The sequence below is a fragment of the Amycolatopsis sp. NBC_00348 genome, assembly GCF_036114655.1.
GTDB lineage: Bacteria > Actinomycetota > Actinomycetes > Mycobacteriales > Pseudonocardiaceae > Amycolatopsis.
Window position 1 is genome coordinate 9,546,403 of the sequence record NZ_CP107994.1, and the last position, 26,443, is coordinate 9,572,845.

The following is a 26,443-nucleotide window of genomic DNA, read 5'->3' on the forward strand; positions in this document are numbered from 1 at the left end:
GGGGTGGGCCGATAGACTGGAGCAGGGCACGCCCCCCTGGGTGTGGCGGGGGAGTTTTGGTTGGCGGCGACGGGCAAAGCGCTGTCCTCAGTGGCATTGGTGGGGCGGCTGGTCCGGCGCCGTTGTGACGCCGAGGTCGTCGGAGCGGCCGGCCGCGAGCCGTGGCCACTGGGCGATGGGCCGGCCCGGCCCCGGTGTCCACGTGGGTGCGCCGGTGTCGGTCCGGACGTTCGTGCGGTCCTGTGGCCAGCCGTCCGGTGAGTCCTCCCAGGACTCCCGGCGGCCGTGGATCGTCAAGTCCATCAGCGCGTAGCTGTAGTCCATCGCTTCCACCCCGCGGCGTTTTGTCCAGTACGTCTCGAAGACGCGGTCGCCGTCGCGCAGGTAGCAGACCAGGTGGAACAGGCCGGCCTCGCGCCCGGCCAGCAGCGTGTCGAGCGACGGCTGTGCCGAGTACCAGGGCATGTGCCAGTCCATGAAGCCGCGGTAGCGCAGGCTTTCGGCGTACGACGTCCCGGCGTCGGCCGGGCCGGTGGAAACGTTGCGGCCCTGGGAGAACACCGCGTACGTGATGTCGCGGGAGTGCAGGTTGGCCAGTTCCGCGACCTGGTTGGTGTAGAACGTGCAGCCCTCGCACTGCTCCGCCGCGGGCCGGCCGGGGTTCCACATGAAGTAGTAGGCGATCAGCTGACGGCGTCCTTCGAACGCGTCCAGCAGCGTGACCGGCCCGGCCGGGCCGAGCAGTTCGAGGGTGGCGTCCACCTCGACCATCGGCAGCCGGCGGCGGGCCGCGGCGATCGCGTCGCCTTCGTGGGTGTGGGCCTTTTCCCTGGTGCGCAAGACATCCAGCTCGGCCTGGAACGTCTCGCGGTCGACGATGGTCATCAGGACTCCTTCAGCTTGGCGGTGAGCAGGACGACGCTCGCCAGGGTGACGACCACCGCCACGCCCAGCGCGAGGTGGATGCCGGTCAGCTCGGCGGTCTGCGTCGCGGCGACGGCGCTGAGGACCGGGATGCCGACGGTGATGCCGACCTGCTGCGTCATCGACGTCAGCCCGGTGGCCAGGCCCTGCTCCTCGTCGGGCAGCCCGGACGTCGCGGTCACGGTGTACGCCACGATCGCGGCGACGTGGCCGAAGAACCCGGCGAACAGGGCCGGCAGCAGGATCAGCAGGGCGCCGCGGCCGGGGCCGAGGAACAGCAGCGGCACCGTCGCCAGCGCCTCGACGGTCAGCCCGGCGGCCAGCAGGACGCGGCTGCCGAAGCGGCCGATCGCGCGCCCGGCGAGCACGCCCGCGGCCACCGACGCCAGGCCCGGCACGCCGAAGACCAGGCCGGTCGCCCACGGCGAAAGCCCCAGGATCCGCTGCAGGTAGAGGGTCGTCAGGAAGATCACCGCGGGTTCCATCGCGAACAGCACGAGCCCGGCGAAGTTGCCCCACTTGACCGTGCGCCGGGCGAGGATCCGCGGCGGCACGAGCGGCGCGGGCGAGCGCTGTTCGATCAGCCAGAACGCGGTCAGCAGCACCACGCCGGCGACCGCGGCGAGCACGCTCTTGTCGATCACGGCGTAGACCAGCGCCAGCAGGCCGCCGCTGACGGTCAACGCGCCGGGCAGGTCCGGCCGGGTGCGCCCGGGCATGGTCGATTCGGGGACGAGGAACGGCGTCGCGATCAGGATGGCGACGGCCACCGGGACGTTCATGAAGAACGCCGCGCGCCAGCTCAGCAGGCCGACGAGAGCGCCGCCGACCAGCGCGCCGACGGTGAAGCCGCCGGAGAGCAGGGCGCCGTTGAGGCCGAGGACGCGGTCCCGCGCCCGGCCTTCGGCGAACGTCGTGGTCAGCAGCGACAACGCCGAGGGCAACGTCATCGCGGTGGCGAAGCCCTGCAACGCGCGGGCCGTCAGCAGCAGCTCCGGCGTCGTGGCGAGGCCGCCCAGCAGCGACGCCGCGGCCAGCAGGGCCATGCCGGACCGGAACAGCCGCCGGCGGCCGAACAGGTCCCCGAGGCGGCCGCAGACCAGGGTGAAGCCCGCGGCGGGCAGGACGAACGCCGTGCTGACCCACGGCAACGACGTCAGGTCCAGCCCGACACCCGCGCCGACCTGCGGCAACGCGACGTTCAGGATCGAGAAGTCGATCGACAGGAGGAAACCGGCACCGAGCAGCACGGCCAGGACGGCACGCTGTCTCGGCGTGAAACGGGCAGGGGGTAGCGCAACGACGGACACGGGGGTTCTCCTTGAGGGGAAGTCAGTCCTGCTCGGCGGCCTCCGCGAGGCGTTTGATCTTGGCCAGCCGGCGATCCCAGTCGGCGGCGAGCGAGGTCATCCAGCGGGCCGTCGCGTCCAGGGCTTCGGAACGCACGGCGTAGCGGACCTCGCGGCCGATCTTCACGCTGCCGACCAGCCCGGCCGAGTCGAGGACGGTGAGGTGCTTGACGATCGCCTGGCGCGACACGGGGAGGCCGCCGGCGAGGGTCGTCGCGGTGGCCTGGCCGTGGGCGGCGAGCAGGTCCAGCAGCTGACGACGGGTCGGATCGGCCAGTGCGGCCAGGACGCCGTCGACGACGTCGTGAGCCATTATTCGGCGCGTGCGGCGAGGGTGGTGAAGCACTGCTCCCAACCGCCGGTGTGGTCCTTGACGACGTTGCGGCGGTTCTCGTCGGACGTCGGCAGGGTGGCGAAGCCGCTCTCGACGACGCGCAGGCGGGTGCCGTCGCCCTCGGGGGTCAGGGTGAACTCGACGAGCGTCGAGTTGTCCTCACGCAGCTCCTCGCCGGGGAACGCGCTGACCCAGCGGTAGGCGAGGTAGTGCGGCGGGTCGACTTTCTCGACGCGCAGCGGGAACTCGCCGTGCTCCGAGTGCGTGACGACCAGGGTCTGGCCTTCTTCGGCCATGGTGCCCTGGATGGTTTCGTCGTCGGTCGCCCAGAAACCGGGCTCGGCCACCAGCGGCCAGACCTTGGCCGGCTTCGCGGCGATCACGATCTCGCGTTCGATGCTGTCGGTGCTCATGCGCACTCCTTCGTCGTCTCATGTGCAATGCCACAGTTGCACATGGCGGAGTGCGGTGCAACCCCAGGGTTGCACTTACGGCGTCAGTCCTCGGGGAGTTCGCCCGCTTCGACCGCGCGGAACGACTCGCGGCTCGCGGCTTCTTCGCTCATCCCGAGCCGCCAGTAGCCCGTGAAGCAGATCCGCCGCTTGTCGACGTCGCGCTCTCGCACGAGGAGCCGGCGCACGAGCTTCACCGCGCCCGCTTCGCCCGACACCCACGCATACGGCGTCCCGCTGGGGAAGGTCGCCGCGCGGACCGCCTCCAGCAGCGCCTCGCCGTGCGGCCGCGCGCCGCGCACCAGCCAGTGGACTTCGACCGCTCCGCGTGTCTCGAACGTCTGACGCTCGTCGCGCCCGGAGACCTCGATGTACGCCGAAAGCCGCGCGCCGGCCGGGAGCTGCTCGATGATCGCGCCGATCGCGGGCAACGCCGTCTCGTCGCCGGTCAGCAGCTGCCAATCGGTGCCGGCCGGGACGTCGTAGAGGCCGTGTGGACCCAGGAACGCGACGCGGTCGCCCGGTGTCACGCGGGACGCCCACGCCGAGGCCGGGCCGGTGTCGCCGTGCAGCACGAAGTCGACGTCGATCTCCGCGAAGCGCGGCCGGTGCGCGCGCACCGTGTACGTCCGCATCGGCGGCCGGACGCCGTCCGGCATCGCGAGGTACGTGCGGTACCACGACAGGACGTCGGAGCCGGTGTCCGGCAGGTTCGGCGTCTCCTGGCCGGGGAGCGGGAAGAAGACCTTGACGTACTGGTCCGGCGCCCCGGCGGGCACCTCGGCGAAGGTCGCCGCCTCGAACGTCACGCGCACCGTGTGCGGCGTGATCGGCCGGACCATCCTCACGCGGGCCCGGTGGTACGTCAGTGCCGGTCGCTCCACCTGCGTCGTCATTAGGCGAGGCTAACCTAATTCATAGGCGTCAGAACAGCCCTCCCGGCTCGGAATTCGCGGCACCTTCCGGTTGCCAACGGTATTTCCGCAGGTCGACGCGCTGGCCGTCGGCCAGTACGCCTTCCGCGCGCAGTCGTTCGAGCTGGTCGTGGACCAGGTGCGGCGCCGGGGTGCCGTTGGCGCGCAGGATCCGGTGCCACGGCAGGTCGTGCCCGTCCTCGGCGAGGATCGCGCCGACCATCCGCGGTGAGGGCGCGCCGGAGAGCGCCGCGATGTCGCCGTACGTCGCGACCGTGCCGGCCGGCACCGACTCGATGATCTCCCGCACCCGCTCGTGCAGAACGTCGTCCATGCCCCCACTCTGCCGCACGGGTACGACACTTTCCGATGCCGCCCGTCGCACGGGCGGTGACCTTCACCGGACACGCCCGCGCTTAGGTGTGCCGGTGCGACGCCCGTTACTCCGGACGTGGTTCCATCGCGGGGTGAACGGCAGGCGAACGGGACCGGTGAACGCGCGGCTGGTGCGCCCGCCGATCGCCGAGGCGCCCACGTTCACCTGGGATTCCGGCGCTCGGCGCGTACTGTCCGCACCCGGGGGTTTCCTGCGGGTGCTCGGCGGGCCCGGCACCGGGAAGACGACGCTGCTGGCGTCGGCCGCGACCCGCCGCATCGCCGAGGGCGCCGACCCGGAGAGCGTGCTGGTGCTGACCACCTCGCGCAAGGCCGCGGACGCGCTGCGGGCCGACATCACCCGCAGCCTCACCGCCGACCCGGACCTGGCGCGGCCGCTGCCCCGTACCGTCCGCGAGCCGCTCGTCCGGACCGTCCACTCGTACGCGTATTCGCTGCTGCGGCTGGAAGCGATGGGCGCGGAGCTCCCGGCGCCACGGCTGCTCGCCGGCGCCGAACAGGACGTCGTCGTCCGCGAGCTGCTCGCCGGCGACCTCGACGAGGGCGCCGAGAACTGGCCGGAGCAGCTGCGCCCGGCCCTCATCGTGCCCGGGTTCGCCGAGGAGGTGCGCGACCTGCTGATGCGTGCGGCCGAGCGCGGGCTCGGCCCGGCGGACCTCGCCGAGCTGGGCCGCCGCCGCGGGCGCGAGGAGTGGCTCGCCGCCGGGCTCTTCTGGGCTCAGTACGAAGAGGTCACGCAGCTGCAGGGAGCCGGCGGCAACGCGCTGGGCGTCGCGAGCGCGCCCGCCCTCGACGCCGCCGAGCTGGTCACCTCCGCGCTGCTCGCGCTGGAGGACGACGACGAGCTGCGCGAACGGGAGCGCACGCGCGTGCGGCACCTGTTCGTCGACGACGCCCACCACCTCGACCCGCTGCAGACCAGCCTGGTCCGGATGATCGGGCACACCGCGGCCGAGTTCGTCGTCGCCGGCGACCCCGACCAGAACGTCTATTCCTTCCGCGGCGCCGACGCGAGCCTGTTCGCCGACGCCGACCCGGACGGCAGCCGCACGATCACGCTGACGACGTCGCACCGGCTCGCCCCGGCGGTGCGGCTGGCGGTCGCGAAGATCGGCGCGACGCTGCCCGGGTTGTCCCAGCACCGCAAGATCGTCCCGCCCGCCGGGGCCACCGGCGGCAACGTCCGCGTGCGCGTGATGCCGACGCCCGCCGCCGAGGCGAGCTGGATCGCCGACCAGCTCCGGCGCGCGCACCTCGTCGACGGCGTGCCGTGGTCGGAGATCGCGGTGCTCGTCCGGTCGCCGGCGCGGACCTTCCTGGTGCTGCAACGCGCTTTGCGCGCGGCCGGCGTCCCGATCGGGTCGGCCACCGAGGAACTGCCGCTGGCGCGCCAGCCCGCGGTGCGGCCGCTGCTGGCCGTGTTGAAACTCGCGCCGTCGCCGGACCTGCTCGACATCGACCTCGCCGAGATGCTGCTGTCGTCGTCACTCGGCGGCGCGGATCCCCTGGCGTTGCGGCGGCTCCGGCGCGGTCTGCGCCGGCTGGAGCTGGCCGGCGGCGGGCAGCGTTCGAGTGACGACCTGCTCGTGGAAGCGTTGCGCGGCGGGGACATCCTCATCGGGCTGGGTGACGCCGAGGCCGAGCCGGTGCGGCGCGTCGGCGGCCTGCTGCGCGTCACGCACCAGGCCGTCGCCCGCGGGGACGGCGTCGAGCAGGTGCTGTGGGAGCTGTGGAACGAAAGCGGCCTGCAGGAGAAGCTGCTGAAGCAGACCGAGCGTGGTGGTTCGCTGGGCGCGCAGGCCGACCGGGACCTCGACGCCGTCGTCGCGCTGTTCGACGCGGCCGGCCGGTACGTCGACCGGCTGCCCCGCTCCAGCGTCGCGTCCTTCGCGGATTACCTTGGTGCGCAACAGATCGCGGGCGACACGCTTGCGCCGGCCGCCGTCCCGGCCGACGGCGTCTCGCTGCTCACCGCGCACTCCGCCGCCGGTCGCGAATGGACGGTCGTCGCCGTCGCCGGGGTCCAGGAAGGCGCCTGGCCGGACCTGCGGCTGCGTGGATCCGTGCTGGGCGTGGAACGGCTCAAGGACCTGATGTCCGGAGTGGACGATGACGCCGTCTCCCAGACCGCGCCGATCCTGGCCGAGGAACGGCGGCTGTTCTACCTCGCGATGAGCCGCGCGAAGGAGACGCTGCTGGTCACGGCGGTGTCCGGCGAGGACGAACAGCCGTCGCGCTTCCTCGACGACCTCGAGGAGAACGGCGCCGACGACGGCGGTCTCGACTCGCGGATGAAGCCGCCGGGCCGGTCGCTGGTGCTCGCCGAGCTGGTGGGGGACCTGCGCGAGGTCGTCTGCGACGACAAGGCCGACCCGGCACGCCGGCGCCGCGCGGCCAAGCAGCTCGCGCGGCTGGCCGACGCCAAGGTCCCCGGCGCGCACCCGAGCACCTGGTACGGCCTGCTCCCGGCGTCCACCGACGAACCGGTGCACCCGCCGGGCGACCTGATCCGGATCTCACCGTCCACAGTGGAGATCCTGACGAAGTGCCCGCTGCGGTGGATGATCGAGCGGCACGGCGGGAGTGACCCGGCGCAGCTGGCCGCCGTCACCGGGACGCTGGTGCACGGGCTCGCGCAGGCCGTCGCGTCCGGGAGCACCGACGCCGAGCTGCAGGCCGCGCTGGACGACGCGTGGGTGCGCGTCGACGCGGGCGCGCCGTGGTTCTCGAAGCGGGAGCGCCGGCGGGTCGAGGGGATGCTGCAGAACTTCGTCACCTGGCTGGAGCGCAGCCGGGCGGAGCTGAAGGAAGCCGGCGTCGAGCAGGACATCGAGGTCGAGCTGCCGGCCGGGGGCGCCGACGAGGTCCGGGTGCTGCTGCGCGGCCGCGTCGACCGGGTGGAGCTGGACGCCGACGGGCGGCCGGTGATCGTCGACATCAAGACGGGCAAGGTCCCGGTGTCGGGCAAGGACGCGGAGGAGCACCCGCAGCTGGCCGCGTACCAGCTGGCGGTGTTGCTGGGTGCGATCGAGGGCCGCACGGAAGCCGGCGGCGCGCGGCTGGTGTACGTCGCCAAGGCCAACAACAAGACCGGCGCCACCGAGCGGTCGCAGCCGCCGATGGACGAGGTGGGCGGCAAGCAGTGGCTGGACCTGGTCCGCGGCGCGGCGGCGTCGGCGGCGGGGCCGGACTACCAGGCGCAGGAGAACGTGGACTGCGACCGCTGCCCCGCGCGCGGCTGCTGCCCGCTGCGCCCCGAGGGCAGGCAGGTACCGGGCCCATGACCTCGCGTGTGGTGGTCGTGAGTGGTAATGAGGGTTCTAACCCTCATTACCACTCACGAGCTCGCAAGGTGACCACATGAGCCCACTGCTCATCGCGAACCCGGTCGAGCCCGCCGAACTCGCCGACGCGCTCGGCCTGCACCGGCCGACCCCGGAACAAGCCGTCGTCATCGCCGCCCCCGTCGAACCGTCCCTTGTGGTCGCCGGCGCCGGTGCGGGCAAGACCGAGACCATGGCCGCGCGCGTGGTCTGGCTGGTGGCCAACGGGATCGTCAGCCCGGACCGCGTCCTCGGCCTCACCTTCACCCGCAAAGCCGCGCGCCAGCTCGGCGAACGCGTCCGCGCGCGCCTGCGACGGCTGGCCGGATCCGGGCTGCTGGACCGGCTCGACCCGTCCGGCGGGCTGCGGTCCACTGTGGTCGCCGGCGAACCGACCGTGCTCACCTACCACGCCTACGCCGGCCGGCTGCTGTCCGAACACGGGCTCCGGCTGCCGGTGCAGCCCGGCGTCCGGCTGCTGTCGGAGACGTCGTCGTGGCAGCTCGCGCACCGCGTGGTGTCCACTTGGGACAACGAGCTGGACACCGACCGCGTCCCGCCGACGGTCACCGCGGACGTCCTGGCCCTGGCCGGCGAACTCGGCGAGCACCTGGTGTCCACAGAGGAACTGGCCGACTACACGTCGTGGATGTGCCAGGTCATCGAGAACGCCCCGCGTGCCAAGGGGCAGCGGGCCGCGTTGCCGCAGAAGCTCACCGAAATCATGGCGGCGCAGCACTTCCGGCTCGCGCTGCTGCCGCTCGTCGAGGCCTACCACCGGCGCAAGCGCAACGAAGGCGCGCTGGACTTCGCCGACCAGATGTCGCTGGCCGCGCAGCTGGCGAGCGAGTACCCGTCGGTCGTGCGCGGCGAGCGGGAGCGGTTCGGCTCGGTGCTGCTCGACGAGTACCAGGACACCGGGCACGCCCAGCGCGTGCTGCTGCGGGCGCTGTTCGGCGGCGTCGAGAACCCGCCGATGCCCGTCACCGCCGTCGGCGACCCGGCCCAGGCGATCTACGGCTGGCGCGGCGCCAGCGCGGCCAACCTGCCCCGCTTCACCACGGACTTCCCGCGCTTCGACGGCGAGCGCTTGATGCCGGCCCGTGATTTCGGGCTGCTGACCAGTTTCCGCAACCCGCCGGAGATCCTCGACCTCGCCAACGCGATCGCCGAACCGCTGCGGGCGCGCGGCCTCGGCGTCGAACGGCTGCGGGCGCGCGAGGGCGCCGGGCCCGCGGACATCGCGTGCGCGCTGCTGCCGGACGTCCGCGCCGAGCGCGAGTGGGTGGCCGACGCGCTGGCCCGGCGCTGGTACGCCGTGCAGGAGCAGACCGGCAAGCCGCCGACCGCGGCCGTGCTGGTGCGCCGTCGGGCCGACATGGCCCCGATCGCCGCCGAGCTGCGGGCGCGCGGGCTGCCGGTCGAGGTCGTCGGCCTCGGCGGGCTGCTGGACGAACCCGAGGTCGCGGACCTCGTCTCGACGTTGCGCGTGCTCGCCGACCCGCTCTCCGGCAGTGCGGCGGCGCGGCTGCTGACCGGCGCGCGCTGGCGGCTCGCGGCCGCCGACGTCGCCGCGTTGTGGCGGCGCGCGGGGGAGCTGTCGAGTCCCGAGAAGTCGGACGGCCCCGAGCTGGTCGTGGAGCGCGTCGAGCAGGCCGGGCTGATCGACGCGATCGACGAACCCGGCTCGCCGGAACGGTATTCGGAAGAGGGCTACAAGCGGATCCGGCGCGTCGGCTGGGAGCTGGCCGCGTTGCGGCGGCGGCTGGACCAGTCGCTGCCGGAGCTCGTCGCCGACGTCGAACGCACGCTGCTGCTGGACGTGGAGTCGCTGGCGCGTCCGGGATCGGCGGGGCGGGCACACCTGGACGCGTTCGCCGAAGTCGTCACCGACTACGCCGAGACGGCGCCGACGGCGACCCTGTTGTCCTTTGTGGACTATCTGAACACCGCGGCGCACGCCGAAGACGGGCTCACCCCGGGTGAGGTCGAGGTGGTGCCGGACCGGGTGCAGGTGCTCACCGTGCACTCGGCGAAGGGCCTCGAGTGGGAGGTCGTCGCCGTGCCGCACCTGGTGCAGGACGTCTTCCCGGGTCGGCGGCGGTCGTCGTCGTGGCTGCGGACGGCGACGTCGCTGCCCGCGGCGCTGCGTGGCGACGCCCAGGACCTGCCCGAGCTGCGGATCGCCGACGGCTACGACCGCAAGGAAGTCCAAGAAGGACTGGAGCTGCACGAGGCGGGGTTCGTCGAGCGGGAGCAGTCGGAGGAACGGCGGCTCTGCTACGTCGCGCTGACGCGGTCGGAGCACGCGCTGATCGTGTCGGGGCACTGGTGGAACGAGAGCAGCAGCCGGGCGAAGGGGCCGTCCGAGTTCCTGACGGAGATCGCCGGCGTCATCCGGGAATCCGGCGTCGGGCAGCTCGGCGACTGGGCGCCGGAGCCCGGGCCGGACGACGAGAACCCGCTCGTCTCGGACTCGCGGAAGGCCCGCTGGCCGATCGACCCGCTGGCCGACCGCCGCACCGGCGTCCAAGGTGGAGTCGACCTGGTTTTCGGGGCGCTGTCGGCGTCTTCGGAGGAAGAAGCGTCCGAAGAGGACGATCCCGACGGCTGGCTCACCGACACCGACGTCCTGCTGGAGGAGTGGGCGCGCAAGGACGACCAGATCAAGCGGGTCCCGTTGCCGTCCCGGCTTTCGGTGAGCCAGCTGGTCGCGCTGGCCGAGGACTCCGCGCAGCTCGCGACGGACCTGCGACGGCCGTTGCCGATGGCGCCCAACAGTTTCGCCCGCCGCGGCACGGAGTTCCACAGCTGGCTGGAGCGCCGTTTCGGCGGCGACCAGCTCATCGAGATCGACGACCTCCCGGGCGCCGCCGACTTCGCCGAGATCCCGGACCCCGGCCTCGAAGAGCTGCAGACGCAGTTCGACAAGAGCGAGTGGGCCGCGCGCGTCCCGCACGCCGTCGAGATCACGTTCTCGGCCGACGTCGAGGGCATCACCCTGCGCGGCCGGATGGACGCCGTCTTCTGGAATCCCGACGGCTATTGGGAAGTGGTCGACTGGAAGACGGGCTCGGTCCCGCCGAAGTCCCGGCAGGTGGTGCTGTCGGTCCAGCTGGCGGCGTACCGGATGGCCTGGGCGGCGCTGAAGAACGTCCCGGTGGAGCAGGTCCGCGCGGCGTTCCACTACGTCCGCGCCAACCACACGATCCGCCCGGCCGACCTCCTGGACGCCGAAGGCATCCGAAGCCTGCTCCGCAACCTCCCCGAGTCGTGATCGAAGAGTCGACACGCGTGTCTGGAGAGTCGACACGCGTGTCTGGAGAGTCGACACGCGTGATTGGAGAGTCGACACGGCGAAGCCGGGGCCGGATGTCGTGTCGACCCTTCAATCACGTGAGTTGGCGTTCAAATCACGCGTGTCGGCTTCCTGATCACGCGGCGTCGCGGACCTTCAGGGCCCAGGCGATCAGCGGCCACTGCAGCGGGAGCCGGCCCCACGCGATCGCGCGCTGCGGCAGCGGGGCCCGGCGCGCGTCGACCGCCATCTTCACGTTGCCCGGGAAGACGCCCAGGAACAGCAGGGCCGCCGCCAGGGCGCCCAGGCGGCGGGTGCGCGGGACCGCCACCGCGGCCGCTACGGCCAGCTCGGCGACGCCCGAGCCGTACGTCCACGCCCGGCGTGAGCCCGGGAGCGAACGGGGGATCAGGCCGTCGAACGGCTTCGGGACCGCGAAGTGCAGAGCGCCCATGAAACCCAGCGCACCTGCCATGACGTGCGCGGGCCGTTGTGAAGTAGCCATCGTCTCATCGTTCCACGCGGCGGGCCGCCGTCCGGTTCGGCTATCCTCCGGGCGTGAGTGACGCTCGACACCTGCCTGCGGGAGCCAGTGCATGAGGGCCCTGAGGCGGCTGCCGCTCGGCAGTCTCACCGATCGGCCCGACCACGAGCTCGTCGGCGTCCTGCGGATGCCCGAGCTGACGGTCAGCCCCCTTCGCTCCATCATGAAGCGGGTCATCGGCGCGACCCTGGCGCTGCTGCTGACGGTGATCATCGTCTACGTCGACCGCGACGGGTACCGCGACGCCAACGGTGACGGCCTGTCCCTGCTGGACAGCCTCTACTACGCGACCGTCTCGCTCTCGACCACCGGCTACGGCGACATCGCGCCCGCCACGTCGTCCGCCCGCCTGGTGAACGTGCTGGTGATCACCCCGTTGCGGGTGCTCTTCCTCATCGTCCTGGTCGGGACCACCCTGGAAGTGCTCACCGAGCGCTCCCGGCAGGCGTTCAAGATCCAGAAGTGGAGGACGAAGGTGCGCGACCACACGGTCGTCGTCGGGTTCGGCACCAAGGGCCGGTCCGCCGTCAACGCGCTGCTCGGCGACGAGAGCGTCGCCCCGGGCCAGGTCGTCGTCGTCGACACCGACCAGCAGGCCCTCGACGCCGCGAGCGCGCTCGGCCTGGTCGCCGTGCACGGCTCGGCCACCCGGTCCGACGTCCTGCGCGTCGCCGCCGTGCAGCACGCGCGCGCGGTCGTCGTCGCCCCGAACCGCGACGACACGGCGGTGCTCGTCACGCTCACCGCCCGCGAGCTCGCCCCGAAGGCGCACATCGTGGCGTCGGTGCGGGAGGCGGAGAACGTCCACCTGCTGAAGCAGTCCGGCGCCGACCAGGTCGTCGTCTCCAGCGAGACGGCCGGGCGGCTGCTCGGCATGGCGACGTCGACGCCGCTGGTCGTGGACATCATGGAGGACCTGCTCACCCCGGAGTCCGGGCTGGCCATCGCCGAACGCGCGGTCGAGCCTTCGGAGGAGGGCGGGTCGCCGCGGCACCTGTCGGACCTCGTCCTGGGCCTGGTCCGCGACGGCGTCCTCTACCGCGTCGACGCCCCGCAGGCCGACGCCATCGAGCCCGGCGACAAGCTGCTCTACGTCAAGAAGGTGACGCAGACGGAGAAGATCGAGCGGTAGGTCCGGTTCGCCCGGCCGACCTGCGGAGCCGAGACCGTGCCGCCTGGGTTTTGCCCGCGGGATCTGGAACCATGACCGGGTGCCCCCGCGACCCCTCGCCCTGAAGTGGCCCTCGGTGGCGATCCCCGCCGCGGCCGGCGTGCTCGTCGTCCTGCTGGCCTGGCTGGCCGGGCCCGGGCTGCTCGGGATCAGCAACGACGACCTCGGCGCACCGGTGTCGGCCGAGGTCACCAAGCCCGCACCGTGCGACCGCCTGGACCCCGTCGAGACCGTCCGGTTCACCGTCGCCGGCAAGACCCACGAGGGCACGCTCAACGGCTGCGGCCACGGCCAGAACGAGCGCGTCGACGTCGGCGTCCCGGACGAGCTCCCGGACCAGGGCACGGTCGCCGTTCAGGTGGCGGACACGTCGGCCGGCGCGTCGGACGCGCGGCGCCCGCTCGGGCTCGCGCTGCTGGTGTTCGCGTGCTTCTCGGGCGGGATCTTCGTCTACACCTGGCTGCGGCTGCCGCCGAAACCGAAGGCCGCCAAACCCGCGAAGGTCAGCTGACTTCGGACGACGGTGCCGCGAAGGTGTTGCAGTCGGAGATCCGGTTGCTCGTCGCGCCCGCCCGCCACCACGACGCGTAGTGCGCGTTGGTGCCGTGGTCGTGGCTGCGGGAGGTGTTGTCGCCGCGGGTCTCCTGGTCGTTCCAGGCCTTGTTGTACATGTCGCGGTTGATCGTGCCGCCCTGGTCGACGTGCGCGCCGAGGAACATCCCGGAGAAGCACTGGGCCTGCAGTTCCTTGCGCCGCGACATCTCGAGCCCGGCGGGGCTGTTCTGGCCGGCCTCGTAGATCTTCTGCCAGGCCGCGTCCATCAGCCCGGCGACCTCCTGGACGTGGTGGCCGTACTCGTGGGCGAACAGGGCCAGGTAGACGCCGGGGTTGTTGCCGTACTGGTCGGTCTGCAGCCCGCGGAAGGGCACGTACAGGTTGTTCTCGCAGTAGTACGCGGCGGTCGCGATGCCGACCTGGATGGTGCCGCACTCGGTCTCGAAGCTCGCGCCGGTCGGGAAGTGCAGCGCCGGCGGCGTGAACGGCAGGCCGTAGGCGGTGAGGAACGGGCCCCACGCCGCGTCCAGGCACTTGCTGGCGGCGGTGAAGAACGCTTCCGCGCCCGCCTGGGTGCTCTGCCAGGCCGGCAGCGTGCAGACGCGGTTCTGCAGCCCGGCGTTCGGGTCCTGCAGGATCGGGTGGTCGGCCAGCTTGAGGACCTTCTGCGGGCCGGTCGCGCTCGGCGTGGACAGCTCGGTCGACGGGCCGGGCGACGCCGACGCCGGGGCACCCGCGCCCCCGGGCAGCTGCGAGGGAACGTCCTGGGACGACGGCGTGTCGCGGTAGGCCGGGTTCGCGAGCGGCGTGTCCTGGCGGTTGAGCGCCACGATGGCGACCAGCCCGAGCACCAGCACGGCCACGGCGCCGAGGCACACCCCGATCACGGCGGCCGGCGAACGACGTCGCGGCGCGGCGGGCACGGTGTGCGGGTGACCCAGCCACGCGGGAGCCGGTTGCGCATCCGGCACCGGCGGCGGCTGGACGGAACCGCTGGGCGGTACCTGGCCGTGGGGCGGTTGCGTCATCTAGGCAGTCCCGAAGGGTCTCGGTACGGACCGGGGGTACCCGATCCCGGCGTTCAGCCTACCGGGGGAACGGTGCCTCCCGCACCCGTCCGTGTGCGCAGGGTCGCGGCGCACCGACGTCACCCCAGGTCTGGCCGGGTGCAACCCGCTCTGAGAGAGTGTCCGCAAGCAGGTACCGCAGGCGAGGGGCTTCGATGACAGAGACCGGTGGCGCGTCCGGCGAAGAGGGCGCCGACACGCCGACACCGAGCCAGGGCTTGCCCCGGGCTCACGCTCCTGGATCGGGTGAGGCGAAGCCACCGGAAAGTCACGATCAGTCACCGCCGACGCCGCCGACCGGCTGGCAGGCCCCGGACCCGCGCGGTGCGCAGCCGCCGCCCGGGTGGCAGCCGCAGACCCCGCCGCAGATGCCCTACGGCGGACCGCCGCCGCAGTACCCGCAGTTCCCGCAGCAGCGGGCCTTCAGCCCGCACGGGCTGGGCAAGCCCGGCGTGATCGCGCTGCGCCCGCTCAACATCGGCGACATCCTCGACGGCTCGATCACCGCGATCCGCCGGCACCCGCTGCTCATCCTGGGCGTCGGCGCGGTGCTGGCGGTGATCTCGGCCGCGATCACCTTCCTCGTGCAGAAGTTCCTCTTCGCGGACCTGGACGAGCTGACCTCGGTCGCCGCGCTCGGCCCGGGCGCGACCGAGGCGGAGGCGCGGGACGCCGTGTTCGGCGTGTTCGGCGACGTGTTCCTGGTGCTCCTGCCGACGGCGGCGCTCACGACCCTGCTGACGACGCTGCTCAACGGGTTCCTCGCCGCCGTCATGGGCCGCGCCGCACTCGGGCGCGAAGTGACCTTCTCGATCGCGTGGGCCGAGGTTCAGCCCCGGCTGCTGCCGCTGCTGGGCATCGGGCTCGTCTATTCGGTGGTCACGACGATCGGCCTGATGCTCTGCATCGTCCCCGGCGTGCTCGCCTACGTGTTCTGGGCGCTGGCCAGCGCGGCGCTGATCCTGGAACGCGGCACGTTCAAGCAGGCGTTCTCCCGCTCGGTCAAGCTCGTCAGGGGCTCGTTCTGGCGCGTGCTCGGCATCCTGGCGCTGGCCTGGATCATCGAGTACCTGTTCAACAACATCATCCAGCTGCCGTTCACCCTCGGCACCGGCGTCTTCCAGCAGGTGCTGAACCCGTCGGCCGCGGCGGTCGTGCCGAGCACCGGCGACCTGCTGCTGGCGTCGGTCGGCCAGGTCATCTCCGGCACCATCGCGACGCCGTTCGTCGCGCTGGTCACCGTGATCATCTACCTGGACCAGCGGATGCGCCGCGAGGGCATGGACATCGAGCTGGCCCGCGCCGCCGGGGTGACGCCGCCGCAGGCATGGTGACGTCGCTGTGGTTTCTGGGGCCGAGCCCCAGACCCCAGCCGGGGGACAAGCCCCCCTGGACCCCCCAACAGCGCTGGGTGACCGACGTCCCGGTCGACATCGACCGGGACACCGCGCGCCGCGCCGCGCAGGAGGAGCTGAGCGACCCGAAGTACCAGCAGGCGCGCCCGAGTGTGCTGCAGCAGGTCGCGCAGTGGCTCGGCGAGCAGCTGGAGAAGCTGCTGAACGGCCTGTCTTCGGTCGTCCCGGGCGGGATCTTCGGCCTGGTCCTGATCCTCGTGCTGCTGATCGTGCTCGTCGTCGTGATCCGGTTGCGCACCGGCAAGATCGCCCGCGCGGCCCGGGCGGACCGGCTGGTCTTCGACGGGAAGCGGCAGAGCGCCGACGACTACCGCCGCTCCGCCGCCGAGGCCGCGGCCGCCGGTCGCTACGACGACGCCGTCCGCGACCGCTTCCGGGCCCTCGTACGGGCCCTGGAGGAACGCGCGCTGCTGGACGCCCGCTCCGGCCGGACGGCCGACGAAGCCGCCGCGGAGGCCGGGGTGCTGCTGCCGAACGTCGCGACCGAGCTGCGGCACGGCGCGCGGCTGTTCGACGACGTCCACTACGGCGGCCGCGAAGGCACCGAAACCGCGTACCGCACGCTGACCGAGCTGGACGAGCGCTGCCGCCGGGAACGACCGGTGGTGATGGCGGCCTCGTGAGCACCTCCGTTTCGCCGGACGCGCGCCGGATCTGGCGCGGCTCCCGGATTCCGCTCGCCCTGCTCGCGCTGGTGGTAGCCGCCGGCGCCCTGCTGCTGCTCGGCCGCGGCGAGCAGACGCACGGCGCGCTCGAGCCCGGTTCCTACGAACCCGGCGGCGCGCACGCGCTCGCGAAGCTGCTGGCCGATCAAGGCGTCGACGTCCGGATCGCGCACACGATCGACGAGGCGGACGACGCGCTCGGCGAGAACACGACGTTGCTGGTCACCCAGCCGGACCTGGTGCCGGCGAAGCGCTTCGACGCGGCCCGGCGGCGCGCCGCCGACGTCGTCCTCGTGACGCCGGGAGCGCCGACGCTCAAGGACTCCCTGCCGCTGGTCCGGCCGGTCGGCCAGAACGACGTCGGCACGCTCAGCCCGCAGTGCACGGTCGCCGCCGCGGTCGCGGCCGGCGACGCCACGCTCGGCGGGATCGGTTACGCCGCACCGGGTGCGCGCTCGTGCTACCCCGGCGAGGACGGCGGCGGCACGCTGCTGCAGCTCGCCGACGCCGGCGGCACGACGACGTTGCTCGGCACGTCGGCGCCGCTGACCAACGGCCGGCTCGCCGACGAGGGCAACGCGGCGCTGAGCCTGCGCCTGCTCGGACAGCACCCGAAGCTGGTCTGGTACCTGCCGTCGGCGACTGACCCGGCGCTGGACGACTCGCGGAAGTCGATCTTCGAGCTGATCCCGGACGGCTGGTACTTCGGCGCCGCCCAGGTGGGCATCGCGGTCGCGCTGCTGGCGCTGTGGCGGGCCCGGCGGCTCGGCCCGGTCGTCACCGAGCCGCTGCCGGTCGTCGTCCGCGCGGCCGAAACGGCGGAGGGCCGCGCCCGGCTGTACCGGCGCGCGAAAGCGGCGGACCACGCCGGCGAGACCCTGCGCGAGGCGGCGCGGTCCAGGCTGCGGACCACGCTGGGCCTGCCCCGCGACGCCGACGCGGCGGCGCTGGTGACGTCGGTGAGCGAGCGGGCCGGCCGGCCCGCGAACGACGTCGGCGCCGTGCTGTACGGGCCGCCGGTGACCGGCGATCCCGCGCTGGTGCGGCTGGCCGGCGAACTGGACAGGGTGGAACGAGAGGTGGAGCGAACTTGAGCAGCGGTACCGAAGGGACGACCGGGGCCCGCGACGCGCTGATCGCGCTGCGCGCGGAGGTCGCGAAGGCCGTCGTCGGCAACGACGCCGCCGTCACCGGGCTGATCCTGGCCCTGCTCTGCCGGGGGCACGTGCTGCTCGAAGGCGTCCCCGGCGTCGCGAAGACGCTGCTGGTGCGGGCGCTCGCGGCGGCGCTGGACCTGGAGACCAAGCGGGTGCAGTTCACGCCGGACCTGATGCCCGGCGACGTCACCGGCTCGATCGTCTACGACGCGCACAGCGGCGAGTTCTCCTTCCGCGAGGGCCCGGTGTTCACGAACCTGCTGCTCGCCGACGAGATCAACCGGACGCCGCCGAAGACGCAGTCGTCGCTGCTGGAGGCGATGGAGGAGCGGCAGGTCTCCCTCGACGGCGAGTCGCGGCCGCTGCCCGACCCGTTCATCGTGATCGCCACCCAGAACCCGGTGGAGTACGAGGGCACGTACCCGCTGCCGGAGGCGCAGCTGGACCGGTTCCTGCTGAAGCTGACCATGCCGACGCCGTCGCGCGAGGACGAGATCGGCATCCTCTGGCGGCACGCGCAGGGCTTCGACCCGCGCAACCTCGCGGCGGCAGGCCTCAAGCCGGTCGCGGGGGCGGCGGAACTCGCCACCGCCCGCGAAGCGGTTTCGAAAGTCACCATCGGCCCCGAGGTGATCGGCTACGTCGTCGACCTCTGCCGGGCGACGCGGCAGCTGCCGTCGGTGCGGATCGGCGTCTCGCCGCGTGGCGCGACGGCGCTGCTCGCGGTGACGCGCGCCTGGGCGTGGCTCGCCGGGCGCGACTACGCGACCCCGGACGACGTCAAGGCGCTGGCCCGGCCCGCGCTGCGGCACCGCCTGGACGTCCGGCCCGAGGCCGAGCTCGAAGGCGTCACCGCGGACGGCGTGCTGGACCGGGTGCTCGCGTCCGTGCCCGTGCCGCGCTGACATGGCCGTCACCGGAAGGCTCGGGCTGCTGGCGCTCTTCGGCGCGCTGGTCGTCGGGCTGCTCCTGCCGTCGCGGGCCGGCCTGCTGGCCGTCGGCGGGGTGCTGCTGGTGCTCGTCGTGGTGGATCTCGTGCTGGCCGGGAGCGTCCGGCCGCTGACGTTCGCGCGCTCCGGCGACACGTCGGTGCGGCTCGGGGAGCCGTGCGAGGTGACGCTGGTCGTGGCGAACCCCGGTGGCCGCGCGGTCCGCGGGCAGCTGCGCGACGCGTGGCCGCCTTCGGCGGGTGCCGCCGACCGGCACGTCCTGCGCGTACCGGCGGGGGAGCGACGCGCTTTGGTGACTTCTCTGCGGCCGTCGCGGCGCGGTGACCGGCCGGCGGCGCGCGTGACGGTCCGCTCGGTCGGCCCGCTGGGGCTGGCGGCGCGGCAGGGTTCGCACGTGGTGCCGTGGACGGTCCGCGTGCTGCCGCCGTTCCACAGCCGCAAGCACCTGCCGTCGCGGCTCGCGCGGCTGCAGCAGCTCGACGGCCGCAACGCGGTGCTGATCCGCGGCCAGGGCACGGAGTTCGACTCGCTGCGCGAGTACGTGATCGGCGACGACGTCCGCTCGATCGACTGGCGGGCGACGGCGCGCGCGGCGGACGTGATGGTCCGGACGTGGCGTCCGGAACGCGACCGGCACGTGGTGCTGGTGCTGGACACCGGCCGCGTCTCGGCGGGCCGGGTCGGCGACGCCCCGCGCCTGGACGCGGCGATGGACGCGGCGCTGCTGCTGGCGGTGCTCGCCGCGAAGGCCGGCGACCGCGTCGACCTGCTGGCCTACGACCGCCGCCTGCGCGCGGCGGTGCAGGGTTCCTCGGGTGCGGCGTTGCTGACGTCGCTCGTCAACGCGATGGCGCCGCTGGAGCCGTCGCTGATCGAGACGGACGCGCGCGGGATGGTCGCCGAGATCCTGCGGCGCACCCGGCGTCGCGCGCTGGTGGTGCTGCTGACGGGGTTGGACGCGGCGCCGCTGGAGGAGGGGTTGTTCCCGGTGCTGAGCTCGCTGACGTCGCGGCACGAGCTGGTGATCGCGTCGGTCGCGGACCCGCGGGTCGCGGAGATGCTGGCGGGGCGCGGTGACGCGGAAGCCGTGTACGACGCGGCGGCGGCGTCGCGGACCATGGCGGAGCGCAGCCGCGTGACGGAACGCTTGGCGCGCCACGGGGTCAGCGTCGTCGACGCGGTCCCGGAGGAGCTGCCGCCGGCCCTGGCGGACCGGTACCTGGCACTGAAGGCCGCGGGCCGGCTTTAGGGAGTCGTGAGTGGTAATGCGGGTTAGAACCCGCATTACCACTCACGAGTGGCTGCGGTGGTGCGCGGCTCGCCGGACTGTTAAGCCCGGAGGATGCGAAAGCTTTTCGTGGGATGCCTGGTCCTGGTCGCCGTGTCGATCCCCGTACCCGCGTCGGCCGACGACGGCGCGCCCGTGTACCTGGCCGACGGCGGGGGCGCGCTCTCGCTCGCGGCCGCCGGCGGCAAACCCGTGCTCGCCGACGCCAAGGACCCGAACGCCAAGTGGGCGTACGACAAGACGTCCCAGCACTTCAAGAGTGTCCCGAGTGGACAGTGCCTCACTGCGGCCAGCCCGGTCGACGGCGTCGCGGTGACGCTCGCCGCCTGTGACGACAAGGACAAGCACCAGTCCTGGCGGCGCGTCGCGGGGCTGCCGGGGCTCGTCGAGATCACGAACGTCGCCACCGCGCGCTGCCTCACCGCCGAAGGCGCCGTCGCGGGCGCCCGGCTGTACCAGGAAGTCTGCTCCCTGACCGGAATCCCGAACACCTGGGCCGCGGGCGGGCGCACCCTCGCCATCCTGTCCGGCAACGGCCAGCGCCTCGCGACGAAGGACCCGGGCTCGCCGTTCGTCGTCCGGGTGATCGGCGAGAACGGCCAGCCGGCGCCGGACGTCCCGGTCAGCTTCTACGTCCGCGCGGCCCGTCCGAAGAACCTCCTGGTCTTCGAAGGCGGCAGCGACACGGCGACGGCGAAGACGGGCGCCGACGGCTCGGCGTCGAGCCCCAAACTGACGCTGACCGAGCAAGGCGAGTTCGAGGCCCGGTTCGTCGGAACCGCCGGGCTGGACGACGGATCGTCCATCGCCTTCGAAGGCTCCTGCCTATGCTGACTCGGGCAGCGCGTCGCCGATGTCGCGCGCTTCGAGGTCGCCGACTTCGCCTTCGCGGGCCGCGCGGCGGCCGAGGGTGAAGACGTAGACCAGGAACGCCACCTCGACCACGACGCCGATCCCGACGCGGACCCACGTCGGCCAGCCCGACGGCGTCACGAACGCCTCGATGACGCCCGACACGAACAGCACGCACGCCAGCCCGAGCGCCATCACCACGACCGACCGGCCCTGCTCGCCCAGCGCCGCGGTGCGCGACCGGCGTCCGGGGTCGATCACCGTCCAGCCGAGCCGCAACCCGGCGCCCGCCGCGATGAACACCGCCGTCAGCTCCAGGAGACCGTGGGGCAGCAGCAGGCCGATCATCACGTCGGCGCGGCCCGCGGCGCTCATCGCGCCGATGATCACGCCGGCGTTGAGCGCGTTCATCCAGAGCGCGCCGATCACCGGCAGGCCCAGCGCGACGCCGAGGAACAGGCAGGTCGCCGCCACCCAGGCGTTGTTCGTCCAGACGCGCGCGGCGAACGACGTCGCCGGGCCGGTCGAGTAGTAGGTCTCGGCTTCGCCGCCCGGCTTGGTCAGCTGGTTCAGCTCGTCCGGCGTCGCGATCGACGCGCGCACGTGCGGGTCGCCCGAAACCCACACCGCGATCACCACCATCACCGCGATCGACGCCAGCGCGGCCGGGATCCACCAGCGCCGTGACAGGTAGACGGCGGCCGGGAAGCGGCGCGTGAAGAACAGCGCGACCTCGCGCCACGCCGGGTTGTGCGACCCCGAGATCGCGCTGCGGCCGCGCGCGACCAGCCCGGACAGCCGTCCGAGCAGCGCCGGGTCGGGGGCCACCGAGCGGACGATCGAGAGGTGCGTCGCCGTGCGCTGGTAGAGCGTCACCAGCTCGTCGGCCTCCGCGCCGGTGAGCTTCCCGCCGCGGCGGCTGAGCTCGCCGAGCCGGTGCCACTCCGCCGAGTGCGCCGCGACGAAGACGTCCACATCCACCCGGTCACCCTATCCGTCGATACGCTGGCCCGGTGCACGAGGAATCCGAGCTGGTCACCGGCGAAGCCGTCGTCCTTGACCTGCACGTGGCCAAGCTCGCCAGCCGCGCTCTGGCGATGGCGCTCGACGTCGTTGTGCAGTTCGCGCTGCTGCTCGGCGCGGTCTTCGTGATGACGCTGGCCGTCCCGGCCGGCGACGGCTCGCTCGCGCTGACCCTCTTCCTCGTGTTCCTGGTGCTGGTGATGGTCGGCTACCCGGTGCTGTTCGAGACGCTCTCGCGGGGCCGCTCGCTGGGCAAGATGGCGGTGGGCCTGCGCGTGGTGCGCGTCGACGGCGGCCCGATCCGCTTCCGGCACGCCCTGACCCGCGGGCTCGCCGGGTTCGTCGTGGACTTCTGGACGCTCGGGCTGTTCGGCGCGGTCGCGGTGATCGTGTCGCTGTGCTCGACCGACGGCCGCCGCGTCGGCGACTTCCTGGCCGGGACGCTCGTGGTGCGCGAACGCGTGCCGGAGAGCGCCGGCTACCCGGCGATCGGCATGCCGCCGGGCCTCGAGGGCTGGGCGTCCCAGCTCGACCTGACCCGGCTGCCGGACGGCCTCGCGCTGGCGAGCCGCCAGTTCCTCGCCCGGTTCAACGAGCTCCGCCCGGAGGCCTCGCACGCGCTCGGCTGGGGGCTCGCGCAGCAGGTCGGCAACGCGCTGGGCACGCCGGTGCCGCCCGGGGTGCCGCCGTGGGCGTTCCTCGCGGCGGTGCTGGCGGAACGGCGCAACCGCGACCACGCCCGTGCTTTCCAGGCGTACGCGGCGGCCCAGGCCCAGCAGGCGCAAGCGTTTGCGGCCCGGGGTCAGGGCTACCCGGCGCAGGCATCCGCGGGACTGGCGCAGGGTTACCCGGCGCCGGCGAACGCGGCCCAGGCCTATCCGGGGCAGGCGCAATCGCAGCCCTTCCCGGCGCCGGATCAGCCGGCGTTCATGCAGGCGGGCTACTCGGCCACCGCGCAGTTCCACGAGACCGCCTGGGGCCGCCCGGCGAACGCGCCGGGGCAGCCTCACCCCGGGCAGGCGCCGTCGCAGCCCTTCCCGGCCCAGGCCGCCGAGTACTCGGGCTCCTCCGAGCCGACCCCGCCGCGCGGAACCCCGGCGGCGCCCGCCGAGAACCCGTTCACCCCGCCGAGCTGAGACCCAGCCCCACGGCCGAAAAGCCGTGAAGGCCTCCTTACCGGCCATAAGAGCCGTGAAGGAGGCCTTCACGGCTTTCACCCCAGCCGCGACTACCACCGAGGCCGCCGAGCTGAGCTACGAGACGTCGCCCCCGGACGCCGTCCACGTGTTGCACTGCTGGTTGCGGTTGGTCGTCGCGCCGTGCTGCCACCAGGAGATGTTGTGCTTGGCGCTGCCGTGGTCGCGTTTGCCGTTGCGGGCGTAGTCGTCGCCGCGGTCCTGGGCGTTCCAGGCCTCGTTGTAGATGTTCTTGTCGACCGAACCGCCCGAGACCGACGCCGAGCCCAGGAACATCCCCGAGAAGCACTGCGCCTCGAGTTCCATCCGCCGGGACAGCTCCAGGCCGACCGCCGAGTCCGCGCCCGCGTCGTAGCGCTGCTCGCCGTAGGCGTCGGAGATGCCGGCCATGTTCTGCACGTGGTGGCCGTATTCGTGGGCGAGGATCGACAGGTACGGGCCGGGGTGGTTGCCCCACGTCTCGATCTCGATGCGGTCCATCGGCATGTAGATCGTGTTGTTCGACGGGCAGTAGAACGGCGTGACGCCGGTGGTCGTGCCGCCGCTGCCGCACGGCGTCGAGGACTCCGAGAGCGACCGCGGCACGGACAGGTTCGGCGTCTCGAACGGCAGGTCCGCGCCGCCGAGGGCCTTCGACCACATCGCGTCGAGGCAGGCGATGCCGGACTGGAAGAACTTCGTGACGCTGTTCTGGTCGGTCGCCCAGCGGCTCAGCGTGCACGGGACGTTCTGCAGCCCGAAGTTCGCGCTGCCGAACAGCGGGTTGGTGCCGGTGGCCGAGACCGAGTGGGGGCCGGCCGGGGTCTGTGACGTCGGCGTTTCGCGTCCGGACGTGCGGGTCTGGCGCGTGGTCGTCTCGTCGGTGGACGACGTCGTGGACGTGGTTTCGTCGCTGGTGGTCTCGGAGTAGGTGTCGGTCGGGTAGGTGCTGGAGTAGCCGGCGTCGGCGACGTGCCGCGAGTGCCCGCCGGTCAGCGCGACGGCCGCGATCACCCCGCCGACGACGGCCACGATCCCGATGATCGCCACGGCCACGATCACGCCGGTGTTCGACTTCTTCGCGACGTAGGGCCGGTACCCGGGCGCGAACCGCGGCCCGAACCCCATCGCGGGCGGCGGCCCGGCGTACCCGGGGGTGAAGACGGGCGCAGGCGCCGTCACGGGCGGCGGCAGCGGAGCCCCGGCGGGCGGCGGACGGAACTGCGGCCCGGTCGGCGGCCCGCCGAAGCCCCCGGGACGCGGGTAAGCCCCGGACGGGGTTCCCGGCGCCGGGAACCCCTGGGTGCCCTGCGGCCCGTGCGGACTCTGCGGCCCCGGGCCTTGCGGATTCTGCGGCGGACGGCCGGGTTGCTGCGGCGGCCCCTGCGGACCACGCGAACCCGGCGGCGGACCACCGGGTGACTGCGGATTCCGCGGCGCGTTCGGGTTCTGCGGCGGCGAACCGCCCGGCCCTTGCGGATTCTGCGACGGCGGTCCGGCCGGTCCCTGCGGTCCACCCGGCCCCTGCCCGGGCTGTCCCTGCGGCGCCCCGGCCGGTCCGCTCGGCCCCCGCGGTGGCGGTCCGGCGGGTCCTTGACCCGGCTGACCCGGCTGACCCGGCGGCAACGGCCGGTTCGCCGGTGGCGGCAACGGCCGGGCCCCCGGCGGCGGCAATGGCGGCCGGCCCGGCGGCGGCATCGGACGTCGCGGGTCGTGCGGACCCTGCGGCGGTTGGGACATCTGTGTGGAACCCCCCGTGGACTCACCCCGTCGGAACCGGCGTACCTGCGCTGATCTCGCCGTTCCGGCCGTCAGCATAGATCCAGTGCTCTAGGGTGTGGTGCTGTGTTGAGGAAACTGGGGCTCGTCGTCGCGGCGGGCGTGCTCGCCGCCGCCGGGCCCGCGGCCGCCGCCGACGGGCCGACCGGGCCGACTGGGCCGACAGCGGGGCCGCCCCTGCCCGCGCAGCCGAGCGAGCAGGTCAAGAAGCCGCAGCTGCTCGGCAGTGACGTCCCGGGTGTCCAGGCCCCGGACGGCGCCACCGCCGACGTCGCGCTCAAGCTCCTGCGCGACGGCTCCCTCTCCGTCACCGAAAAGGTCACCGTCCCCGGCGGGCAGCAGCTCGTTTCCCGCGTCCCGCTGCGGGTTTCGGCCGGTGACGACCAGGACCGCGTCTTCGCCGTCCGCGACGTCAAGACCGAGGGCGCGGCCACCGGCCAGTTCACCGGCGACCAGCTCGTCCTGACCTTCGCCGGGGGCAGCGGAAGCGTGACCTACCTGGTCGACGGCGTCGTCGCCGACCAGGGTGGCCGGCAGCAGGCGCGCTGGCAGGCCGCGAGCGGCTTCGACGGCCCGGTCGCCAAGCTCACCGCGTCCTTCATCGCGCCGTCGCCGGAGCTGTCCCCTGTGGACTGTTTCGCCGGCCCGATCGGCTCCAGCCGGCGCTGCACGCTCAGCGAGCTCGACCACACCGGCGTCGTGCGCCTGGAGCAGAACGACGTCCAGCCGGGCGACCGCGTCGACCTGCTGGTCGGCCTGCCCGCGAACACCGCGCCGGCCACCGCGAAGTTCGCCGGCATCGGCCTGCTCGCCAACGCCTTCGCCCTGACGCCGCTGACCGGCGTCGCCTTCGCCGTCCTCCTGGTGCTGCTCGTCGCCGCCGCGGTCTTCGTGGTGCGCCGCCGCAAGCAGGACGCGGGCGCGCTCACCGCCGCGACCGGCCCGGTCGAGGTGCTGCTGCGCGACGGCGACCGCGTCTACTTCGCCTCCCCGGACGGCGTGCTGCCCGGGCAGGTCGGCACGGTGATCGACGAGACCGTCGACGTCGTCGACATCAGCGCCACCGTCGTCGACCTGGCCGTCCGCAACTACCTGTGGCTCGCGGAAGTACCAGGGCCCGACTGGCAGCTCGCCTGCCGCAACCCGCCGGACGAGCACCTGCACGACTTCGAGCGCGCGGTCTACGAAACGCTCCTGCCGGCGGGCACCGACGCCGTGCTCGTGTCGCAGCTGCGCGCCCGCGGCGGCCTCGACCTGCGCCGGATCAGCGACGCGATGTACGCCGACGTCGTTACCAAGCGCTGGTTCTCCCGTCGTCCCGACACCGCGCGCGGCCGCCTGACCTGGCTCGGCGCCGGGATCTTCGCGCTCGGCCTGGTCGTCACGGCGATCCTCACCTTCACCGTCGGGTACGCGCTGCTCGGTGTCGCGCTCGCGCTCGCCGGGCTCGGCGTCGCCGCCGCGGCCGTGCTGCTGCCCTCGCGCACCGCGCGGGGCCGGGTGCTCGTCGGCCAGGTCCGTGGCCTGCTGCACTACCTGCACCACGCCAAGGCCGAGGACATCCCGCCGGGCGACCGCGAGATGGTGTTCTCCCGCTCGCTGCCGTACGCGGTGGTGCTGGGCGACACCGAACGCTGGCTGGGCGCCTTCGCCGCGCTCAACCCGGCGTCGGACGGCACGGCCGGGCTCTACTGGTACGGCGGCATGGAGGCCGACAGCGACCTGCGCCGGTTCGGCACGCACTTCCCGTCGTTCCTGACCGCGCTCGACGGACTGCTCACCGAGTCCGGCCGCGCGACGTCGCCGCGCTGA

22 protein-coding genes are annotated in these 26,443 nt (G+C 73.1%); 12 read left to right on the forward strand and 10 right to left on the reverse strand.

Annotated features, from left to right (window positions below; translation table 11 throughout):
- Positions 1 to 87: 87 nt before the first annotated feature.
- The 6 genes from OHS58_RS43120 to OHS58_RS43145 form a co-directional block, all read right to left on the reverse strand.
- Positions 88 to 885: a DUF899 family protein gene (locus tag OHS58_RS43120; protein ID WP_328646112.1), complete on the reverse strand. Its 798-nt coding sequence runs from the start codon at positions 883 to 885 to the stop codon at positions 88 to 90.
- Positions 885 to 2,174 carry an MFS transporter gene (locus tag OHS58_RS43125; protein ID WP_328646113.1) on the reverse strand — a complete coding sequence of 430 codons (1,290 nt, stop codon included), beginning with the start codon at positions 2,172 to 2,174 and terminating at the stop codon, positions 885 to 887. The genes OHS58_RS43120 and OHS58_RS43125 overlap by 1 nt, the downstream gene beginning before the upstream one ends.
- 82 nt (positions 2,175 to 2,256) lie before the next feature.
- On the reverse strand, positions 2,257 to 2,586 hold the full coding sequence (locus tag OHS58_RS43130; protein WP_247061119.1) for an ArsR/SmtB family transcription factor: 330 nt from the start codon (positions 2,584 to 2,586) through the stop codon (positions 2,257 to 2,259).
- Positions 2,586 to 3,020 carry an SRPBCC domain-containing protein gene (locus OHS58_RS43135; protein ID WP_326946355.1) on the reverse strand — a complete coding sequence of 145 codons (435 nt, stop codon included), beginning with the start codon at positions 3,018 to 3,020 and terminating at the stop codon, positions 2,586 to 2,588. Before OHS58_RS43135 ends, OHS58_RS43130 begins: the two co-directional genes overlap by 1 nt.
- An 83-nt stretch (positions 3,021 to 3,103) precedes the next feature.
- Positions 3,104 to 3,955, reverse strand: coding sequence for a siderophore-interacting protein (locus OHS58_RS43140; RefSeq protein WP_328646114.1), 852 nt, complete (start codon positions 3,953 to 3,955; stop codon positions 3,104 to 3,106).
- Between the two features lie 28 nt (positions 3,956 to 3,983).
- On the reverse strand, positions 3,984 to 4,307 hold the full coding sequence (locus tag OHS58_RS43145; RefSeq protein WP_328646115.1) for an MGMT family protein: 324 nt from the start codon (positions 4,305 to 4,307) through the stop codon (positions 3,984 to 3,986).
- A 172-nt stretch (positions 4,308 to 4,479) separates the two neighbouring features.
- Between OHS58_RS43145 and OHS58_RS43150 the strand changes: the two genes are divergently transcribed.
- On the forward strand, positions 4,480 to 7,653 hold the full coding sequence (locus OHS58_RS43150) for an ATP-dependent helicase (RefSeq protein ID WP_326951773.1): 3,174 nt from the start codon (positions 4,480 to 4,482) through the stop codon (positions 7,651 to 7,653).
- Positions 7,654 to 7,729: 76 nt separating this feature from the next.
- The gene (locus tag OHS58_RS43155) at positions 7,730 to 10,969 is read left to right on the forward strand and encodes an ATP-dependent helicase (RefSeq protein ID WP_328646116.1); all 3,240 of its coding nucleotides are present in this window, start codon (positions 7,730 to 7,732) and stop codon (positions 10,967 to 10,969) included.
- 157 nt (positions 10,970 to 11,126) lie between these two features.
- Here the strand turns inward: OHS58_RS43155 and OHS58_RS43160 are convergent, their stop codons facing one another.
- Positions 11,127 to 11,495, reverse strand: coding sequence for a DoxX family protein (locus OHS58_RS43160; RefSeq protein WP_247061126.1), 369 nt, complete (start codon positions 11,493 to 11,495; stop codon positions 11,127 to 11,129).
- A 91-nt stretch (positions 11,496 to 11,586) separates the two neighbouring features.
- On the opposite strand from OHS58_RS43160, the gene OHS58_RS43165 reads away from it, so the two are divergent.
- On the forward strand, positions 11,587 to 12,666 hold the full coding sequence (locus OHS58_RS43165; RefSeq protein ID WP_328646117.1) for a potassium channel family protein: 1,080 nt from the start codon (positions 11,587 to 11,589) through the stop codon (positions 12,664 to 12,666).
- A 115-nt stretch (positions 12,667 to 12,781) separates the two neighbouring features.
- Complete coding sequence (locus OHS58_RS43170) at positions 12,782 to 13,216, forward strand: hypothetical protein (RefSeq protein ID WP_247063970.1); 435 nt, start codon at positions 12,782 to 12,784, stop codon at positions 13,214 to 13,216.
- On the opposite strand, the gene OHS58_RS43175 is transcribed toward OHS58_RS43170, so the two are convergent.
- Complete coding sequence (locus OHS58_RS43175) at positions 13,209 to 14,288, reverse strand: neutral zinc metallopeptidase (protein ID WP_442875502.1); 1,080 nt, start codon at positions 14,286 to 14,288, stop codon at positions 13,209 to 13,211. The two genes, OHS58_RS43170 and OHS58_RS43175, sit on opposite strands and share 8 nt — an antisense overlap.
- A gap of 194 nt (positions 14,289 to 14,482) precedes the next feature.
- Here OHS58_RS43175 and OHS58_RS43180 point away from each other — a divergent pair, with 194 nt between their 5' ends.
- From OHS58_RS43180 to OHS58_RS43205, 6 genes are all read left to right on the forward strand, one after another.
- A complete protein-coding gene (locus OHS58_RS43180; RefSeq protein WP_326946359.1) occupies positions 14,483 to 15,661 on the forward strand; it encodes a hypothetical protein in 1,179 nt (392 codons plus the stop codon).
- A 77-nt stretch (positions 15,662 to 15,738) separates the two neighbouring features.
- On the forward strand, positions 15,739 to 16,365 hold the full coding sequence (locus OHS58_RS43185; RefSeq protein WP_326955817.1) for a DUF4129 domain-containing protein: 627 nt from the start codon (positions 15,739 to 15,741) through the stop codon (positions 16,363 to 16,365).
- On the forward strand, positions 16,362 to 17,501 hold the full coding sequence (locus OHS58_RS43190; RefSeq protein WP_328646118.1) for a DUF4350 domain-containing protein: 1,140 nt from the start codon (positions 16,362 to 16,364) through the stop codon (positions 17,499 to 17,501). The genes OHS58_RS43185 and OHS58_RS43190 overlap by 4 nt, the downstream gene beginning before the upstream one ends.
- On the forward strand, positions 17,498 to 18,469 hold the full coding sequence (locus OHS58_RS43195; protein WP_326946362.1) for an AAA family ATPase: 972 nt from the start codon (positions 17,498 to 17,500) through the stop codon (positions 18,467 to 18,469). Before OHS58_RS43190 ends, OHS58_RS43195 begins: the two co-directional genes overlap by 4 nt.
- A gap of 1 nt (position 18,470) precedes the next feature.
- On the forward strand, positions 18,471 to 19,763 hold the full coding sequence (locus OHS58_RS43200) for a DUF58 domain-containing protein (protein ID WP_328646119.1): 1,293 nt from the start codon (positions 18,471 to 18,473) through the stop codon (positions 19,761 to 19,763).
- A gap of 93 nt (positions 19,764 to 19,856) precedes the next feature.
- Positions 19,857 to 20,636, forward strand: a complete 780-nt coding sequence (locus tag OHS58_RS43205; RefSeq protein WP_328646120.1) for an RICIN domain-containing protein — start codon at positions 19,857 to 19,859, stop codon at positions 20,634 to 20,636.
- Here the strand turns inward: OHS58_RS43205 and OHS58_RS43210 are convergent.
- On the reverse strand, positions 20,628 to 21,635 hold the full coding sequence (locus OHS58_RS43210; protein WP_326946365.1) for a stage II sporulation protein M: 1,008 nt from the start codon (positions 21,633 to 21,635) through the stop codon (positions 20,628 to 20,630). The genes OHS58_RS43205 and OHS58_RS43210 overlap by 9 nt on opposite strands.
- Before the next feature lie 32 nt (positions 21,636 to 21,667).
- On the opposite strand from OHS58_RS43210, the gene OHS58_RS43215 reads away from it, so the two are divergent.
- The gene (locus tag OHS58_RS43215; protein ID WP_328646121.1) at positions 21,668 to 22,813 is read left to right on the forward strand and encodes an RDD family protein; all 1,146 of its coding nucleotides are present in this window, start codon (positions 21,668 to 21,670) and stop codon (positions 22,811 to 22,813) included.
- 117 nt (positions 22,814 to 22,930) lie between these two features.
- Here OHS58_RS43215 and OHS58_RS43220 read toward each other — a convergent pair whose 3' ends face one another.
- Entirely contained in the window at positions 22,931 to 24,034 is a 1,104-nt protein-coding gene (locus OHS58_RS43220) for a neutral zinc metallopeptidase (RefSeq protein WP_326946366.1), read from the reverse strand.
- 663 nt (positions 24,035 to 24,697) lie between these two features.
- Here OHS58_RS43220 and OHS58_RS43225 point away from each other — a divergent pair.
- Complete coding sequence (locus OHS58_RS43225; RefSeq protein WP_328646122.1) at positions 24,698 to 26,443, forward strand: DUF2207 family protein; 1,746 nt, start codon at positions 24,698 to 24,700, stop codon at positions 26,441 to 26,443.

Excerpts from the sequence above, each read along its gene's own strand:
- OHS58_RS43200 (WP_328646119.1), top strand. The coding sequence starts at position 18,471 with ATGGCCGTCACCGGAAGGCTCGGGCTGCTGGCGCTCTTCGGCGCGCTG.
- OHS58_RS43120 (WP_328646112.1), bottom strand. The coding sequence starts at position 885 with ATGACCATCGTCGACCGCGAGACGTTCCAGGCCGAGCTGGATGTCTTG.
- OHS58_RS43155 (WP_328646116.1), top strand. The coding sequence starts at position 7,730 with ATGAGCCCACTGCTCATCGCGAACCCGGTCGAGCCCGCCGAACTCGCC.
- OHS58_RS43145 (WP_328646115.1), bottom strand. The coding sequence starts at position 4,307 with ATGGACGACGTTCTGCACGAGCGGGTGCGGGAGATCATCGAGTCGGTG.
- OHS58_RS43135 (WP_326946355.1), bottom strand. The coding sequence starts at position 3,020 with ATGAGCACCGACAGCATCGAACGCGAGATCGTGATCGCCGCGAAGCCG.
- OHS58_RS43160 (WP_247061126.1), bottom strand. The coding sequence starts at position 11,495 with ATGGCTACTTCACAACGGCCCGCGCACGTCATGGCAGGTGCGCTGGGT.
- OHS58_RS43165 (WP_328646117.1), top strand. The coding sequence starts at position 11,587 with ATGAGGGCCCTGAGGCGGCTGCCGCTCGGCAGTCTCACCGATCGGCCC.
- OHS58_RS43140 (WP_328646114.1), bottom strand. The coding sequence starts at position 3,955 with ATGACGACGCAGGTGGAGCGACCGGCACTGACGTACCACCGGGCCCGC.
- OHS58_RS43130 (WP_247061119.1), bottom strand. The coding sequence starts at position 2,586 with ATGGCTCACGACGTCGTCGACGGCGTCCTGGCCGCACTGGCCGATCCG.
- OHS58_RS43205 (WP_328646120.1), top strand. The coding sequence starts at position 19,857 with ATGCGAAAGCTTTTCGTGGGATGCCTGGTCCTGGTCGCCGTGTCGATC.
- OHS58_RS43175 (WP_442875502.1), bottom strand. The coding sequence starts at position 14,288 with ATGACGCAACCGCCCCACGGCCAGGTACCGCCCAGCGGTTCCGTCCAG.
- OHS58_RS43180 (WP_326946359.1), top strand. The coding sequence starts at position 14,483 with ATGACAGAGACCGGTGGCGCGTCCGGCGAAGAGGGCGCCGACACGCCG.